The organism is Streptomyces zingiberis, assembly GCF_012034935.1.
Lineage (GTDB): Bacteria > Actinomycetota > Actinomycetes > Streptomycetales > Streptomycetaceae > Streptomyces > Streptomyces zingiberis.
On the sequence record NZ_JAATEN010000015.1, the window covers coordinates 45,037 to 61,662 of the forward strand.

At 71.2% G+C, this 16,626-nt stretch carries 11 protein-coding genes; 7 read left to right on the forward strand and 4 right to left on the reverse strand.

The features are described from left to right. Positions 1-666 precede the first annotated feature (666 nt). The 5 genes from HCK00_RS18695 (at position 667) to HCK00_RS18715 (ending at position 6,969) form a co-directional block, all read left to right on the forward strand. The gene (locus HCK00_RS18695) at positions 667-1,908 is read left to right on the forward strand and encodes a sugar ABC transporter substrate-binding protein (protein ID WP_168103144.1); all 1,242 of its coding nucleotides are present in this window, start codon (positions 667-669) and stop codon (positions 1,906-1,908) included. A gap of 3 nt (positions 1,909-1,911) precedes the next feature. Then, the gene (locus tag HCK00_RS18700; protein ID WP_168103145.1) at positions 1,912-2,922 is read left to right on the forward strand and encodes a carbohydrate ABC transporter permease; all 1,011 of its coding nucleotides are present in this window, start codon (positions 1,912-1,914) and stop codon (positions 2,920-2,922) included. Continuing rightward, the gene (locus HCK00_RS18705) at positions 2,919-3,842 is read left to right on the forward strand and encodes a carbohydrate ABC transporter permease (RefSeq protein ID WP_168103146.1); all 924 of its coding nucleotides are present in this window, start codon (positions 2,919-2,921) and stop codon (positions 3,840-3,842) included. Before HCK00_RS18700 ends, HCK00_RS18705 begins: the two co-directional genes overlap by 4 nt. A gap of 79 nt (positions 3,843-3,921) precedes the next feature. After that, a complete protein-coding gene (locus HCK00_RS18710; RefSeq protein WP_168103147.1) occupies positions 3,922-5,136 on the forward strand; it encodes a glycoside hydrolase family 1 protein in 1,215 nt (404 codons plus the stop codon). Positions 5,137-5,538: 402 nt separating this feature from the next. Next, on the forward strand, positions 5,539-6,969 hold the full coding sequence (locus tag HCK00_RS18715; RefSeq protein ID WP_168103148.1) for a glucoamylase family protein: 1,431 nt from the start codon (positions 5,539-5,541) through the stop codon (positions 6,967-6,969). 670 nt (positions 6,970-7,639) lie between these two features. Here the strand turns inward: HCK00_RS18715 and HCK00_RS18720 are convergent. From HCK00_RS18720 to HCK00_RS18735, 4 genes are all read right to left on the reverse strand, one after another. Further along, positions 7,640-7,840 carry a hypothetical protein gene (locus tag HCK00_RS18720; protein WP_168103149.1) on the reverse strand — a complete coding sequence of 67 codons (201 nt, stop codon included), beginning with the start codon at positions 7,838-7,840 and terminating at the stop codon, positions 7,640-7,642. A 561-nt stretch (positions 7,841-8,401) separates the two neighbouring features. After that, positions 8,402-11,665 (reverse strand): RHS repeat-associated core domain-containing protein, encoded by a 3,264-nt coding sequence (locus HCK00_RS18725; RefSeq protein ID WP_311765378.1) that lies wholly within the window; start codon positions 11,663-11,665, stop codon positions 8,402-8,404. A gap of 220 nt (positions 11,666-11,885) precedes the next feature. Next, positions 11,886-12,533, reverse strand: a complete 648-nt coding sequence (locus HCK00_RS18730; RefSeq protein ID WP_311765379.1) for a hypothetical protein — start codon at positions 12,531-12,533, stop codon at positions 11,886-11,888. A 539-nt stretch (positions 12,534-13,072) separates the two neighbouring features. Beyond that, positions 13,073-14,044: a DUF4429 domain-containing protein gene (locus HCK00_RS18735; protein WP_168103150.1), complete on the reverse strand. Its 972-nt coding sequence runs from the start codon at positions 14,042-14,044 to the stop codon at positions 13,073-13,075. A gap of 237 nt (positions 14,045-14,281) precedes the next feature. Here HCK00_RS18735 and HCK00_RS18740 point away from each other — a divergent pair, with 237 nt between their 5' ends. Both HCK00_RS18740 and HCK00_RS18745 read left to right on the forward strand, forming a co-directional pair. Beyond that, complete coding sequence (locus tag HCK00_RS18740; RefSeq protein WP_311765380.1) at positions 14,282-16,033, forward strand: beta-N-acetylhexosaminidase; 1,752 nt, start codon at positions 14,282-14,284, stop codon at positions 16,031-16,033. Positions 16,034-16,141: 108 nt separating this feature from the next. Beyond that, a complete protein-coding gene (locus tag HCK00_RS18745) occupies positions 16,142-16,615 on the forward strand; it encodes a carboxymuconolactone decarboxylase family protein (protein WP_168103151.1) in 474 nt (157 codons plus the stop codon). Positions 16,616-16,626: the final 11 nt, after the last annotated feature.

Genomic DNA, 16,626 nt, shown 5'->3' on the forward strand with positions numbered 1-16,626 from the left:
GGCGGGACGAACGGGACGGCGGGACGGCGGGGCGGCGGGGCGGTGGGGCGGCGGGGCGAACGGGACGGCGGGGCGGCGACGGGCGGCCACCCGCCGCTGGGGCGCCGGCGTGCCCGGTTGCCGTCAGGCGTCTCTCAGTGGCCGATCTTCGCCGCCGGCCCGCCCTCTGTGTCCGCTGCCTCTCGCCATCACCCCCGCACCACCCTCGCATCACCCCCGCCGTCACCCTTCGTCGCCGGTCCCACGGCCCGCGTGACGTCCGGGCCCGGTGGTCGCCGTCCCGGAATGGCGCCGCGATCCCGGCGTGACCTGGGGCGGACCGTCGGCGCCTAGGCTCGGCCGTGGGTTCGCGGGCGGGCGGGAGCGGCCGGTCCGGCGGCCCCGCCCGGTGTCCCCGGGCACCCTCAGGGGGGCCCGTATTCCGTTATCGGAGCGTTACCTGACCGCCTCTTGCGGTTTCCGGAACCGGTCCCCAGAGTGATGTATGCGCTTACAGGTAGCGCATACATCAGCCAAAAATCTCCGTACCGAAGCCCGGTACAGGGCCCCCACCTCAGCCCCCCACCTCAGCCCTCCACCACCCCTCTCATCCCAGATCCCTCCCCGGCGGCACGCCCGGTCGTGCCCCCGCACCCGCCCGGCCGGGGAACCCCGAAGGAGCCGTCCATGCACCGCGCCGCCAGAACCGCATCGGTCGCCGTCTCGCTCGTGACGGTCGCCGCCCTGTCCGCCTGTGGCGGGTCCGGAGGCGAGGACGTCGCCGCCGACCAGAAGCAGACCCTCACCGTCTGGGCCATGGGCGCCGAGGGCGAGAAGCTCGTGGACGTCGCCAAGGAGTACCGGAAGGCGAACCCGAACATCACCGTCAAGGTCACCCCGGTCGGCTGGGACGTCGCCCACCAGAAGCTCGTCTCCGCCGCCGCGGCCGGCAGCCTGCCCGACGTGATGCAGATGGGCTCCACCTTCATGGGCGAGTTCGCCTCGCTGGGTGTCCTGGAGCCGGTGGACACCGGGAAGTTCACGAAGGACGACTTCTTCCCCGCCTCCTGGGAGGGCAACGTCGTCGACGGCACGGCCTACGGCGTCCCGTGGTACGTCGACACCCGCGTGCTCTACTACCGCACCGACCTCGCCGAGAAGGCCGGGATCGACCAGGCGCCCGCCGACTGGAAGGAGCTGTCCGCCCTCGCGGAGGCCTACCAGAAGAAGGCGGACACCAAGTGGGGCATCTCCCTCCAGCCCTACAACCTCGACGCCTGGCAGAACTGGCTGCCCTTCTTCTACTCGGCCGGCGGTGAACTGATCAAGGACGGCAAGCCCGCCCTGGACAGCCCCGCGGCCGTGAAGGCCCTGGAGGAGTACCGCACGTACTTCGACAAGGGCTTCGCCAAGAAGAGCGTCCAGCCCGGCTACGACGTGGTGAAGGACTTCGGCAACGGCAGCGTGCCGATGTTCTTCTCCGGCCCGTGGCAGGTCACCAACATCGCCGACAACCAGCCGCAGCTCAAGGGGAAGTGGGCCGCGGCCCCCGTCCCGGCCGACGCCTCCGCCACCTCCTTCGCGGGCGGCTCCTCGCTGGTGATCTCCAAGAAGAGCGAGCACAAGGCCGCCGCCACCGACTTCGTCGCCTACCTCTCCGAGGCGGACACCCAGGCCGACTGGTTCGAGCGCACCACCGACCTGCCCGCCAACCAGGCCGCCTGGGACGACAAGCGGCTCTCGGGCAACGAGAACCTGAAGGTCTTCCGGGAGCAGATGGAGAACGCCAAGGCCGTCCCGGCGATGGCCGAGTGGGCCCAGTTCTCCTCCAAGATCGACGCCGCGATCGAGTCGGTGACCCAGGGCAAGGCCACGCCCGAGCAGGCGGCGAAGAAGATGCAGTCCGAGACCGCGGGGCTCGTGAAGTAACCCATGACCTCCCCGACCACCGACCCGACCACGGCCGCGGCCGGCGACGCCGCCGGCCCGCCGGGAGCGGGCGGACGGCCCGGCCGGCCGGAGGGCACGACCCCTCCGGCCGGGCGGCGCCGCCGCCGCTCCGGCGTGGCCCGGCAGCACCTCGCGGGCTGGCTGTTCTCCGTCCCGTTCCTGGCGCTGTTCGCGGCGTTCATGGCACTGCCGATCGTCGCCACCCTGGTGATGAGCTTCACCGACTTCGGGCTGGCGCACGTCACCGACCCGTTCTCGGCGGAGTTCATCGGGCTGGAGAACTACACGAAGCTGCTGGCCGACGAGCGCTTCCTCACCTCGCTCTTCAACACCGTGTACTTCGTGGTCGCCGGGGTGCCGCTGACCATCGGCGCGGGCCTCGTCGTCGCCGTGCTGCTCAACAACGGCATCGACCGGATGCGGACCTTCTTCCGGGTCGGCTTCTACGCCCCCGTGGTGACCAGCATCGTCGCCGTCGCCGTCGTCTGGCGCTTCGTGCTGGACCCCGCCGACGGGCTCGTCGCCGGGCTCCTCGCGGAGGTGGGCCTCGGCTCCCCGGACTTCCTCGGCTCGACCACCCTCGCCATGCCCTCGCTGATCGTCATGGCCGTCTGGCGGAACCTCGGCACCGTCATGGTGCTGTTCATCGCCGGGCTCCAGGCCATCCCGCCGGACGTCCGGGAGGCCGCCCGGCTCGACGGGGCCGGCCTGTGGCAGGAGTTCCGCCGGGTCACCGTCCCGCTGCTGCGGCCCACCCTGCTCTACGCCACGGTGATCACCACCATCGGCTATCTCAACGTCTTCGAGGAGCCGTTCGTGATGACCGCGGGCGGGCCCGCCGACTCCACGCTCACCGTCTCGCTGAACATGTACCGCGAGGGCTTCAACTTCTTCCACATGGGCTATGCGAGCGCGATGGCGTACGTCCTCTTCGTCGTGATCATGGGCGTCACGGTGCTCCAGCTCCGTCTGCTGAAGGACAACACCCGATGAGCACCGCACCTCTCCCCGACCCCGCGCGGAGCGCGACCCGCCCGGCGGACGCGCGGCCCGGCAAGGAACCGGCGGGCCGGCGGCCGGGCACCGGATCCCGGCTGCGCAGGCCCGCGGTCTACGCCCTGCTCTCCGGCGGGCTGCTGGTGATGGCGGCGCCCTTCGTCTGGATGGCGCTCTCCGCCTTCAAGACCAAGCCGGAACTGGCGGCCAGCCCGCCGGTGTGGATCCCCACCGAGTGGACCCTCGCCAACTTCCAGGAGCTGCTCGACAAGCTCGACATGCCCCTGTACTTCCTCAACTCCACCGTGGTGGCCACCCTGGTCACCGTCTCCAACCTGCTGTTCTGCTCGATGCTCGGCTACGCCCTGGCCAAACTGGACTTCGCCGGGCGCGGCAAGCTGTTCGGCCTGGTCCTGGGCACCCTGATGGTGCCGGGCAACCTGATGCTGCTGCCGCTGTTCGTGCTGATGAGCCGGATGGGGCTGATCGACACCTACGCCGGTCTCGTCCTGCCGTTCGCCGCCGGGGCGTTCGGGGTCTTCCTGATGCGGCAGTTCATGCTCTCCGTCCCCGACGAACTGCTGGCCGCGGCCCGGCTGGACGGCGCCGGCGAGTGGTACATCTTCTGGCGGATCGTGCTGCCGCTGGTCAAGCCCGCGCTGGCGACCCTGGCGATCCTCACCTTCCTCCAGTCCTGGAACAACTTCGTCTGGCCGCTGGTGGCGACCAACAACCCCGACCTGTACACCCTCCCCGTCGCGCTGGCGACCTTCGCCACCGACCCCAACCGGGCCAACGGCGCGAACGGGGTGCTGATGGCCGGGTCCTTCCTGATCGTCCTGCCGGTGCTGCTCGTCTTCGTCGCCATGCAGCGCCACTTCACCCAGGGCCTCGCCACGGCCGGGATGAAGGGGTGAGGCGAGCGCCGCGACCCCTCTCCCCGCCACGCCCGCGCCGCCCCGCACGAGCGGCCCGCCCCCACCACCCAGGAAAGACATGACGATGACGCCTGCCTCCTCCACGCCCTTCCCCGACGGTTTCCTGTGGGGCGCCTCCACGGCCGCCCACCAGATCGAGGGCAACAACACCAACAGCGACTGGTGGCACAAGGAGCACAGCGGCACCCCCCACATCAAGGAACCCAGCCTCGACGCCGCCGACAGCTACCACCGCTGGCGTGAGGACATGGACCTGATGGCCGTCCTCGGCTTCACCGACTACCGCTTCTCCATCGAGTGGGCCCGCATCGAGCCCGCCCCCGGCCACTTCTCCCGCGCCGCGCTGGCCCACTACCGGCGCATGGTGGAAGGCGCGTTCGAGCGCGGGCTGCGGCCGATGGTCACGCTGCACCACTTCACCGTGCCGCGCTGGTTCGAGGAGCGCGGCGGCTGGACGGCCGACGGCGCCGCCGACCTCTTCGCCCGCTACGTACGCGCCTGCGCGCCCGTCCTCAACCAGGGCGTGCGCCACGTCTGCACCATCAACGAGCCCAACATGATCGCCGTCATGGCGGGCGCCGCGAAGAACGGCGACGGCGGCTTCCCCCCGGCGGGCCTGCCCACCCCCGACGCGGAGACCACCGAAGCGATCATCGAGGCCCACCGCGCGGCCACCGCCGCCGTCAAGGAGATCGACGCCACGATCAACACGGGCTGGACGATCGCCAACCAGGTCTACCAGGCCGTGGACGGCGCCGAGGAGGCCACCGCCGCCTACCGCCACCCCCGCGAGGACGTCTTCATCGAGGCCGCCCGCGCCGACGACTGGATCGGCGTCCAGTCCTACACCCGCACCCGCATCGGGCCCGACGGGCCGATCCCCGCGCCCGAGGACGCCGAGCGCACCCTGACGCAGTGGGAGTACTACCCGAGCGCCGTCGGTCACGCGCTCCGTCACACCGCCGAGATCGCCCCCGGCGTTCCGCTCGTCGTCACCGAGAACGGCATCGCCACCGCCGACGACGACCGCCGCCTCGACTACTACGCCGGCGCGCTCGACGAGGTCGCCGCGGCCATCGAGGACGGCGTCGACGTCCAGGGCTACCTCGCCTGGAGCCTGCTCGACAACTACGAGTGGGGCTCCTACGAGCCGACGTTCGGCCTGGTCGCCTTCGACCCGGAGACCTTCGCCCGCACCCCGAAGCCCTCCGCCGCCTGGCTGGGCGGCTTCGGCCGCACCCGCACCCTGCCGCGGCTGCCCCGCACGCCGTGACCCCCTGACCGGCGGCCGGCCCGGACCCGGGGCGCGCGGCGCCTGACGCCCGTCCCGGCGGCCGCCGCCCGTGGCGGCTCCCAGTCCCCCCGGGGAGCCGCCACCACGGGGCCGGGAGCCGGCGGGGACCTGACGGTCCCGCCGGCCCCCGGTGCCCCCTCCCTCCCCTCTTCTCCTCTCTTCTCCTCTCGTTTTCTCGCTCGTCTCCGCCGATCCGGCCGCCCCGCGCCGCCGCGCGGAGTGGATACGTCACCCCCCAGGGCCGCCCGGTCCCTCTCTCCGGGCTGCCACGCCACCCCCGCCGGACGCTCCGCACACCCACACCGTGGGCCGGGCACCGCGCACCCGTACGCCAGGAACCGATCCGTCCCTCCCTCACCCGCAGCCAGCAGGAGGATTGCCATGGACCGTCGTACCTTCCTCACCTTCGCCGGAGCCGGGGCCGCAGCGGCCACCGTCTCCTTCGGCGCCGCGAGCGCCGTCGCCGCGCCCGCCGGGACGTCAACCCCGGCCGCCGCCCCGGGAGGTGACCGCGCGCTGCTGCTGAAGTGGTTCCGCGACACCTACCGCTCCATCGAGGCGATGACCACCGACTTCGGGCTCACCGCCGACAAGACCGACCTGAGCGCCGGGGGCCGCCCCGTCCCCTCGCAGGAGACCTCGCCGACCAACATCGGCTGCGGCATGTGGGCCACCGTGGCCGCCGCCGGGCTCGGCGTGATCAGCCGGGACACCATGCGCCGCCGCCTCACCGGCACCGTCGCCGCCGTGGAGAAGCTGGAGCGCCACCACGGCTTCTGGCTCAACTGGTATGACGCGCACGACGGTTCGGTGCTGAAGGTGTGGCCCGACGGCAACCCCGTGCGGCCGTTCCTCTCCTCCGTCGACAACGCCTGGCTCGTCACCGGTCTGCGGATCGCCGCCGACGCCGAGCCGACGCTGCGGGGCCGCATCAGCAAGATCCTGGCCACCGCCGACTGGTCGTACTACTACACGCCGTACGACCCGGAGGACCCGGCGGCCCGCCCCGGCCAGCTTCGCGGCGGTTTCTGGACCGACACCGGCGAGCCCACCGGGCACCACTACGGCGCCCTCAACACCGAGCCCCGAATGGCCAGTTACCTCGGCATCGCGGACGGCTCACTCCCCGGCGACCACTACTGGCACATGTTCCGCACGATGCTGCCCGAGTGGGAGCAGGAGCAGACCCCGGGCGGCGGCTACGAGACGATCGGCGGCGTCCGCCTCTTCAACGGCCACTACACCTACCGCGGCAAGAAGCTCGTCCCCACCTGGGGCGGCTCGATGTTCGAGGCGCTGATGGTGCCGCTGTTCGTGCCGGAGCCCGAGTGGTCGCCGCGCTCCTGGGGCACCACGCACAGCCGTTACGTCCGCAGCCACATCGAACACGGGATGGAGGAGGCCGGTTACGGCTACTGGGGCTTCTCGCCCTCCAACATCCCCGAGGGCGGCTACAGCGAGTACGGCGTCGACGCCATCGGCATGCAGGTGGACGGCTACAACTCCAAGGGCGTCGTCACCCCGCACGCCTCTTTCCTGGCCCTGCCCTACGCGCGCAGCGAGGCCATCGCCAACCTGCGGGCGCTGGAGAAGGACTTCGGCGCGTACGACGAGCGCGGTTACGGCTTCCGCGACTCGGTGAACACCGCCACGGGCCGCGTCAGCGACTTCGTCCTCGCTCTGGACCAGGGGATGATCGCCGCGGCGCTGGCCCAGGAGCTGAGCCCGGGGCTGCTGCAACGGCCGTTCCGCACCGGCGGGTTCGCGCGCCGGGTGCGTCCGCTGCTGGCCCAGGAGAGGTTCAGCATCTGACGTCCGGGGAAGCCGGACGGCAGAGGGCGCGGTACCGCGGGGAGCCCCACCCGCGGCACCGCGCCCACGCCTTCTTCCGCCCCCACGATGGCGCGTCCACACGGTTTCCCAGCCGAGCGGCGGTCCGTCACCTCGCAGATTCTCCTCGACCACCGCACGTGCGGCTCTCTACCGACTTCTGCCATGACGCGAGAGGAGTAGGTAAAGAACCGGAATCGCGGCGATGGCAAAAATGAGCATGGCCGAAGGGTGTGAGAATCCAGGAAACCCAACCACCAGGCCAATGGCGAGAAAGGTGAGAACCGTGCAGAGGATGAGAACGAGACGCTTCTCATCCATTCCGCTCCATTGGCCGGATCGCTGTGAAGGCGGCTTTCAGGGCCTGCCAGCAGAGAATGATGGCGAACCACATGGCGGCTGCACCAAGTCCCCTCCATGTCGACTGGCCGGCACCGGATTCAGTCAGAATCCAAGTGATCAAGAATACGGCACCCCCCATACGGTGCAGAAAGCGGCGATGGCGGGCAACTCTCGAATCAGGCCCTTCATCTCGTTCCGCACGGTCGATCTGCCTCCGCGAACAAGTAGGCGATACCTTCAGCAAACAGCGCGATCCTGATGGCAAGTCCGCCTCCAAGTTCATGCAGGGCCGCAGGTGTTGATCCGCCCCTCACAGGTATTTGCCCCTGCCCTTTTTCAGGCCTCGCCAAGTGGTGAAGGTCAGTACCACGAGACAGGCGAGCGCAGAGAACCCCAGGGACAAGTAGACTGCTCGGTCGGTACTGTCCGCCCTGAATCCGGCCACCAATATGGCAACGACCGCAAAATACCCTGCGGCTATGAATATCTGGAGTTTCAGTTTCATGTTCATGGATACTCCGTTACGGTAGGCTGCCGGCGACCGCCAAAACGGCGACCTTCTCCGGCACCAGCCCGGAAAGGTCGTCATGTTTGTAATCGAAATCGCCGCTTGCCCGCCCTGCCAGGGATCCCCAGTTGGCCAGCTCGAACGAGCCCTCCCGCTCCTGGGTATCACCAACAACCCCGAACCTTCAAGGAACTTGATCAAGCCCTGGAGTCGGCCTGAGTGGCCATCAGGCTTGCTATCCGGTCCACATCATCGCATCAGGGGTGATTCTTCCGGCGCCCCAGGAAAGCGAAGACCGCCAGAACTACTCCACAGACCGAGGCGATCACTCCGAGCGTGATCGGCACGGCATCTCCGGTAGTAATTCCAGCAAGGCAAGCGCATATTCCTCCTGCGATCAGAATCGCAGAAAAAATTTGCACCCTCTTTATTGCGTGATCCATTGATGCACTCCTTCGTCGTTTTTTCCCGCGACTCCCCCGCATGCGCAGGGAATCCGTGGGTCGGAAAGGAGTTCCCGACCCACGGGGATTCGTGGTTCCCTGTCCAGCTATTCTTCGCGTGTCATCCGTAGGTGATGATGTCCGCTCCGTAGTACCCTGCGACGCCTCCGAGCGCACAGCTGCCGACTACGGCAGCACCGGCGCCTACCGCGCTGCCAACTCCGGCACCGACCACGCCACCGACCGCGGAGGCGTATGTGATGGCGCCGGTCTCTGCCGCAGCCCCGATCCCTCCCAAACAGCCTGTGACGACTCCGAAGATGTCACTGCCCGTGTCGAAGACATCGGAGAAGCTGAACAGCCCGGTGGGGTCGGTGCGGTTGACGCAGTCGCCGCTCGCGTAGAGGTACGGGTTGGTTTCCTGGCCGCTGGGGTCGGGCTGGGTGAAGCGGCCGAGGTGGGGGTCGTAGTAGCGGTGGCCCATTTTGTAGAGGCCGGTGGGGTCGAGGTAGGTGCCGGTGTAGCGGTAGGGCTGGGTGGATTGCGGGCCGGTGGCGGTGCGGGGTTCGCCGTAGGGGCCGTAGCTGTAGCCGGCGGTCCGCTCGCCGGAGGCGTCGACCAGGCCGATGACGCTGCCCTGGACGTCGGTGAGGTAGTAGTGGCTGGTGCCCCCGCTCCGCATGGCGGTGAGGTTGCCCGACGGCTCGCGGACGAAACCGGTGGCCTGGCCGCTGCCGCCGGTCTCCCGGGTCAGGCCGAGGGCGGTCTGGGTGAAGGTGGTGCCGGAGCGGGTGAGGCGGTCGGTGTTGTCCACGCCCGCGTACGAGGCGGTGGTGGACTCACCGCCGGCGGAGAGCCGGGTCAGCTGGGTGAAGGGGGACCAGGTGGCCCCGGTGCGGGCGCCGGCCGGGCTCGCGGCGGCGGTCTCGTTGCCCGCGCCGTCGTAGGCGAAGGTGTCGTCGCCGTCGTAGGAGGTCAGCTCACCCGCGTCGTTGTAGGTGTAGCTGTGCTCGGCGTCCGCGCAGCTTCCGGGGAGGCCGGCGCCGGTGGAGGAGCCGGTGCGGTTGCCGGCCTTGTCGTAGCAGTATGACCAGCCGGCCGTGGTCTCGCCGTCTTCGGTCTCGACGGCCTTGGTGAGCCGCCCCTGGGTGTCGTAGCTGTAGGCGGTGGCGGCGCCGTCCGCCGTGCGCTCACGGATCTTGTCCGTGTCCTCGCCGGAGCGGGTGTAGTCGTACTCCAGGGTGGAGAAGGTGGTGGAGCCGTTCGCGGCCTTGATCCGCGTGACGCGCCCGGAGTCGTCGACGGTGACGCTCTGGGTGGTGCCGCCGGGGTACGTGGTCCTGGTGCGCTTGCCGTTGTCGTCGTACGCGTAGGTGGTCTCGGCGCCGCCGGCCTCGGTGAGCGTGGTGAGCTGGTTGGCCTCGTCGTAGGCGTAGCGGGTGGTGCCGCCCGCGTCGGTGACGGTGGCGGTGTTGCCGTTCTCGTCGTAGGTGACGGAGGTGGTGCCGCCCGCGGGGAGGGTGCGGGAGCGCTCCCGGTTCTGCTCGTCGTAGCTGAAGGCGGAGGTGCCCGCGGGGGTGCGGCGTGTGGTCAGGTTGCCGTCGTCGTCGTAGGTGAAGGACGCGGTCTGCCCGCCGGCTTCCTGGCTGGTGACGCGGTCGCGGTGGTCGTAGCCGTAGGTGGTGGTCACGCCGCGGCCGTCGGTGGTGGTCTTGGTGCGGCCCAGCGCGTCATAGGTGTAGCTGACCGGCTTCTGCGGGGACGGCGGGGTGACCTTGGTGAGGTTGCCCTGGTCGTCGTAGGCGAAGGTGGTCTTCTTGCCGCGCGGGTCGGTGGCGGAGCAGCGCTGGCCGGGCAGGCCGCCGCAGTCCATCTCCCCGTCCTCGGGGTTGTAGCGGTAGGACCACTCCGCCTCGGTGCCACCGCTGGTGGAGTCGGTCCGGCTGAGCAGGTTGCCGGAGGTGTCGTACGCGTTGCTGATCTTCTCGTCACTGGCGGAGGTCAGGGTCTGCGGATACTGGCCGCCGGAGCGTTCCACCCAGCTCATGCTCGCCTGCGCGCCGGTGGGGATGGTCGCGGAGGTCGGGTTGAAGGCGTCGTCGTAGGAGAACGAGGTGACGTTGCCGTCGCCCGGGGTCGCGCCCATGGCGTCCACCGCGGTCAGGACGTTGTTGTCCGGGCCCCAGCTCTTGGAGCGGGTGCGGCCGAGGGGGTCCTCGGTCTCCCGGACGCGCCAGCGGTGGTCGACGGCCTTGAGGGTGTGGTGGCCGCGCGGGTCGGTGACGCGGACGACGCCCTCGCCGCCGGTGGCAGGGGGCAGGATCCAGCGGAACGCCGTGGTGTTCCCCTCGCCGGAGGAGGTGTTCACGACCCGGGTCACGGAGGCGACGCGCGTGCTGTCCCAGGTGAAGGTGGTCTGCCGGCCCTCCGGGGTGGTGATCTTCGTCAGCCGGCCGGAGCCGTCGTGGGCGAAGCGGGTGGTCTTGCCCTCGGTGTCGGTGACGGAGGTGAGGTCGTCCCCGGTATAGGTGTAGGAGACCGAACGCCCGGCGTTGTCGGTGACCTTGGTGATGTGGTCGCCGTCATGGGCGAAGGTGAGGGTCCGGCCGGAGGCCGAGGTGATCTTCGAGGTGAAGCCGCCGGAGTAGCTGACGGTGGTGGCGTTGCCGTTCCGGTCCTCGACCTTGGTGACGTGCGCGAGGCCGGAGGTGCCGGAGCGGGAGAAGGTGGTCTTCTGCCCGTTCTCCCGCGAGGTGAGGGTGAAGGACTTCTTGTCCGCGGACTGCGTGAGGTCCTGCCGGTAGCCGGCGGCGGGGATGAAGCCGGAGCCGTCCCGTTCGAAGACGGCGACGGTGCCCGAGGGGCCCTGGACGTAGACGGCGTTCGGGGTGACCTCCCGCACGTGGTGGTCGGTGCCGGTGGTCGCCTGCCAGCCCACGCCGTTGAGGCTGTTGTGGACGTGACCCAGCGACAGGCCGGGCCCGGCGTCGGCGACGCCGAACTCCTCCACGCTCACCAGCAGGTTGCCGGAGCCGTAGTTGACCTGCGCGGAGACGGCGTCGGAGAGCTGCGCCGACCAGAACTCCGACCAGGGCACCTGGCCGAGGCCGAACGGCCGGAAGCCGGGGTCGGCCGCCGTTTTCACCAGCGGCTGCCCGGCATCGGCGGACTTCACCGGCGTGCTCGCCGGCGCCTTCGTCTTCCCGGCCGGGGTCGGGGAGGTGGTCTTGGCTCCCGCGGCGGCGGGCCGCTGGGCGGGCCCGGACACCGGCGCGGCGCCGGCCGGGACGGCGCCGGCGAGGGTCACCGTCGCCGTGGCGGCGGCCAGGACGGACAGCGGCAGCCACCGTCTGCGGCGGTGGAACCGGGGTATGCGAGAGGTCACGCGGGGTTCTCCTGACTCGTCGGGATGGGTGCGCGGAGATCCGGCGAGGGGGCGCCCGCCCACCGGGCGCCCCCTCCGCTCCGTTCCGCCGCGGCGCGATGCGCCCGCGCGGCGGCGGGGTGGGAAGCGGGGGTGGTGGAGGCCGGATCGGTACAGCAGGGGGCGGTGACGGCTCACGGCAGCGCCGCGCGGGCGGCGCGCCGCTGCCGCCGGGCCCCGCTCAGCAGCGCTTCGAACTCCGGGCCGAGTAGGGGCCTTCCTCACCGGCGAGGCTCAGCGCGCCCTCGGCGGCGGTGCACTCCGCCACCGTGTCGGCGGGGTTGCCCCAGAACTCCTGCTCGTGGGTGTCGAAGGCCCGGTGCGCACCGACCAGGTACTCGCGGTCGTAGGACCACACCCCGACCGTCAGGTCGAAGCGGAGGTCCTGGTCGAGGAAGGACTTCCACACCCAGGCATAGCCGTAGTTCTCGTCGCAGCCGGGCGAGTAGAACTGCTTGACCGAGGCGATCGTCTCGCCGTTCCGGTAGATGTAGGCGGTGGAACCGATCTGATGGGCGTCCTCGCACACTCCGGACGCCTGGGCCCGGGCGCTGGCCGGGTTGCCGGATTCGGAGCCGGCGGCCCCCTCCGGTGCGCCGCCGGGAGCCGGCGCGGGGCCGGAACCGGCCGAGGCCACGCCCGTCCCCAGCGCGGTCGCCGCCAGGCAGGTCGCGGCCACGAGGGCCGCGCGGGCTGTCCGGGCTGCCCCGCCGCCGGTGGTGGAACCGGTACCGGTACGTCTCCGGGCACGCCGGACGGACGTGCCCGAGGCACGTGAGATCTGCATCTTCCCCCCCAGGAAGCGCTGGGCGGCCCCCGTGACCGCCACGGCGAACACCTTCACACGGTGTGCACATCGGCCCCAGGAGGTTCCCTGAAGATCGATTCGCACACGGGTGGGTTCAAGCCCCGTATGAGCAGCAAGTTTTGACGGTGCGTGTGGTGTGTGGCCGACGGGTGGCGCGTCGCGTGCGCGTCATCGACGCCTGTCGGGTGCCGTGGAGAAGGCCCGGATGAGCGGAGGGGTGGGTACCGGTCGCTCCGTTCCAGGCGGTCGGGACAAGCCGGGGAGGGCGCGCGAGGGCGGAGGAGGCGCGCCGCCGCCCTCCGGTGGCGCTCCCGCGCCACCTCCCCCGTGCGGTGCTCATGTCACAACGGGTTGATCAGGTGCGCGCATGGGGAGGGGCTGATTCCGGCCAGGTCGAGAAGATCCTCCGCAGGGGGAAGTGCCGCACTTTCCGCACCTTTGTGGAGTGCGGGTGCTCGCGCCCCCTCCCCACGGGCCACGCGGTCTCGGTCCCCCGCGACGTGGCCGGCGCGACCGCCACCGTTCCCGCCGCGGTGGCAGCGTCGCGGTGACCGCACCGCTCAGAACCGGCTCAGGATCGCCTGCTTCGCGGCCGTGAACTCCTCGTCGGTGAGGACGCCCGCGCGGTGGAGTTCGCCCAGCTCGCGGAGGCGGCGCAGCAGCACGTCGTGGTCGTCACCGCCCGGGCCGGGCGCGGGGGCCGCGGGCGGGGCCCCGGCGTCCGGGAGCCGCGGGGTGTCGCGGCCGGTCTCCGGGGTGAGCGTCGTGCCGGGGGACGCGGGGCCGTCGTGATCGGGGCCGTCGTGCCCGGGGCCCCGGCGGGGCGCGGCCGGGTGCGGGAGGCGGGCCGCCACCGCGGCGGCGACCAGCGCCATCAGCGGGTCCTTGCGGAAGCCGTAGAGGTCGACGGCGAACGGGTCGTACTTGGCGGGGACACGGGCGCCCGAGGCCGCACCCCGGGGGACGAAGCGGAGGTAGCCGTTCTCCAGCCCGGCCGACGGCGACCACTCCACCGACTCGACCTCGCGCAGGGCCAGTACGCGCGGCCCGCCGGACTTCTTCGACTCCTCCGTCTTCCAGTTCCATTCCAGCAGGATCCGCTCGCCGTCGAAGTGGACCGTGCCGTCCCCGGCCCCCGCCGTGACCGGTACGGACGGGCCGGGCAGCAGGTAACGGTCGACGGGGCCCGGCTCCACCTGGTCGAGGAGGAGGGCGTTGCGCACCTCGTCGACGCAGTAGTCCGCCAGGTCGGCGCGTTCGGCGGCCACCGCGAGCTGGTACGGGTCGTCGGGGCCGCGCAGCTTGCCACCGGTGATCTGGAGCACCGGGTCGGCCCCGTGGCGGAGGCGGAGCCGCAGCCGGCCGCCGCGGCGCCCCGGCTCGTGGGAGATCCCGGCCACGGCCCGCAAGGGGACGGCCAGCTCGCCGAGGGCCCGGCGGAACGGGCCCACGCCCTTGTCGTGGCCGGGCACGATCCGGATGGTCTCCCCGTCGAAGTGCCAGGTGCCGTCCCGCTGGGTGATCTCCGCCATGGCGCCGATTCTTCCAAAATCCGCCCCGCCGGGCGGTGCCGGTGCCGAAACCCGCCGTGTCGGCCAACTGGTCGCCCGCAAGGCGGTGTTCGGCCGGTTCCTGAGCGGAGAGGGAAATTGGTCTAAACCCTTGACCCGCACAGGGGGCCCCGGTCTCATGGAGCCCATCGGTCGCTCCACTCACCCACGCGTCACTCACACGGATCACCCGGACAGAAACCGTCGGAAGGGATCGTCGTGCGACGAACCGGTGCCACTCCCCACCATCCCCGATCCGCCCTCAGACTCCTCTGCGCGCTGCTGCTCGTCACCACCGGCGGAGCCGCGGCCTCCCCGGCCGCCGCGGCGGCTCCGGAGACGGACGGCCCGGCCAGGGGCCCGGGCTCCCCGGCGTCCTCCGCCTTCGACCGGCTCGTGCCCGCCCCCGCCTCCGTGCGGCCGGGCGGCGAGCCGTACCGGATCGGCCCGGGGACGGCGATCCGCGTGGACGATTCCCCCGCGAGCCGCCGCATCGGCGAGCACCTCGCCTCCGTGCTGCGCCCGTCCACCGGCTACGCCCTGCCGGTCACCACCCGGCAGGGCAAGGGCGGCATCACCCTGAAACTGGGCGCCGCGAGGCAGTCCGGGGGCGGTCCCGGCGGCGCCTCGGCGGACGGCGCGGGGGAGACGGCCGCCGCCGGCGGCGCGGAAGACGGCAAGGGCCCGGGCAGCGGCACGGGTGCGGCGGCCGGCGGGGACGGGACGGCCGCTGCCGAGTCCTACCGGCTGCACTCGGCGCCCGGCGGGGTCACCGTCACCGCCCCGCGCCACGCCGGGCTCTTCCGCGGCGTCCAGACGCTCCGGCAGCTCCTGCCCGCGGCGGCCGAGGCGGACACCCGGCAGCCGGGCCCGTGGACCGTGCCCGGCGGCACCGTCACCGACGCGCCGCGCTTCACCCACCGGGGCGCCATGCTGGACGTCTCCCGCCACTTCTTCACCGTGGAGCAGGTCAAGCGGTACATCGACCAGCTCGCCCTCTACAAGATCAACAAGCTGCACCTGCACCTCTCCGACGACCAGGGCTGGCGCATCGCGATCGACTCCTGGCCGCGCCTGGCCACGCACGGCGGTTCCACGGAGGTGGGCGGCGGCCCCGGCGGTCATTACACCAAGGACGACTACCGCGAGATCGTCTCCTACGCCGCCGAGCGCTACCTGGAGGTCATCCCCGAGATCGACATGCCGGGCCACACCAACGCCGCGCTCTCCTCCTACGCGGAGCTGAACTGCGACGGCGTCGCCCCGCCCCTCTACACCGGCATCGAGGTGGGCTTCAGCTCCCTCTGCGCCGACAAGGAGATCACCTACGACTTCGTCGACGACGTGGTGCGTGAGCTGGCCGAACTGACCCCCGGCCGCTACCTCCACATCGGCGGTGACGAGGCACACGCCACCAGCCACGAGGACTACGCGCGGTTCATGGACCGCGCCCAGGAGATCGTCGGCCGCTACGGCAAGACGGTGGTCGGCTGGCACCAGATCACCGGGGCCCGGCCCGTCGAGGGCGCCGTCGCCCAGTACTGGGGCACGTCCGGTGACGACGAGCAGGTCGCGGCGGCGGCCCGGGCCGGGACGAAGATCGTCCTCTCCCCGGCCAACCGTGCCTATCTGGACATGAAGTACGACGAGGACACCCCGCTCGGGCTGAGCTGGGCCGGGTACGTCCAGCCCGAGCAGTCCTACAGCTGGGACCCCGGCAGCTATCTGCGGGGCGCGCCGGAGTCGGCCATCCTCGGCGTCGAGGCCCCGCTCTGGTCGGAGACGCTGGAGACCGGCGACGACATCGAGTTCATGGCCTTCCCGCGGCTGCCGGGCATCGCCGAACTGGGCTGGTCCCCGGCGGACGCGCTCGACTGGGCCGACTACCGGCAGCGGATCGCCACCCACGGCCCGCGCTGGGAGGCGCTCGGCATCAACTACCACCGTTCGCCGCAGATCCCGTGGGAGTGAGCGGGGCGGAGTGAGCGGGAGACGCACGCCACATCCGTCCCCCGTCACACTCCGCCGGGCTGTTCCGTCCTCCCTGCGCAGTCAACGGCAACGACGGAGGAGCCCTGGATGGACGCCCGCTTGAATCTCTTCGGCAGCTCGATCGGCCGCACGTTCTCGCAGCACATGCTCGCGGCCGGGCAGGTGATGTCCCAGTCGACCGTGCCCCTCACCACCCTGGAACTGGTGAGGCTCCGCGCGAGCCAGATCAACGGGTGCGGCTTCTGCGGTGACATGCACACCAAGGAGGCCGTCGCCGCGGGGGAGTCGCACGCCCGCCTCCACCTGGTCGCCACCTGGCGCGAGGCCACGGTCTTCACGGAGGCGGAGCGCGCCGCGCTGGAGCTGACGGAGGAGGGTACCCGCATCGCGGACGCGGCGGGCGGCGTCCCGGACGAGGTGTGGGCGAAGGCCGCCCACCACTTCACCGAGGAGGAACTGGCCGCCCTGGTGTTCAACATCGCCTTCATCAACGCCGCGAACCGGGTGAACGTCATGGTCCGGCAGCCCGCCGGGGACTACGAGGTGGGCCGGTTCGGGTAGCGGGAGCCGAC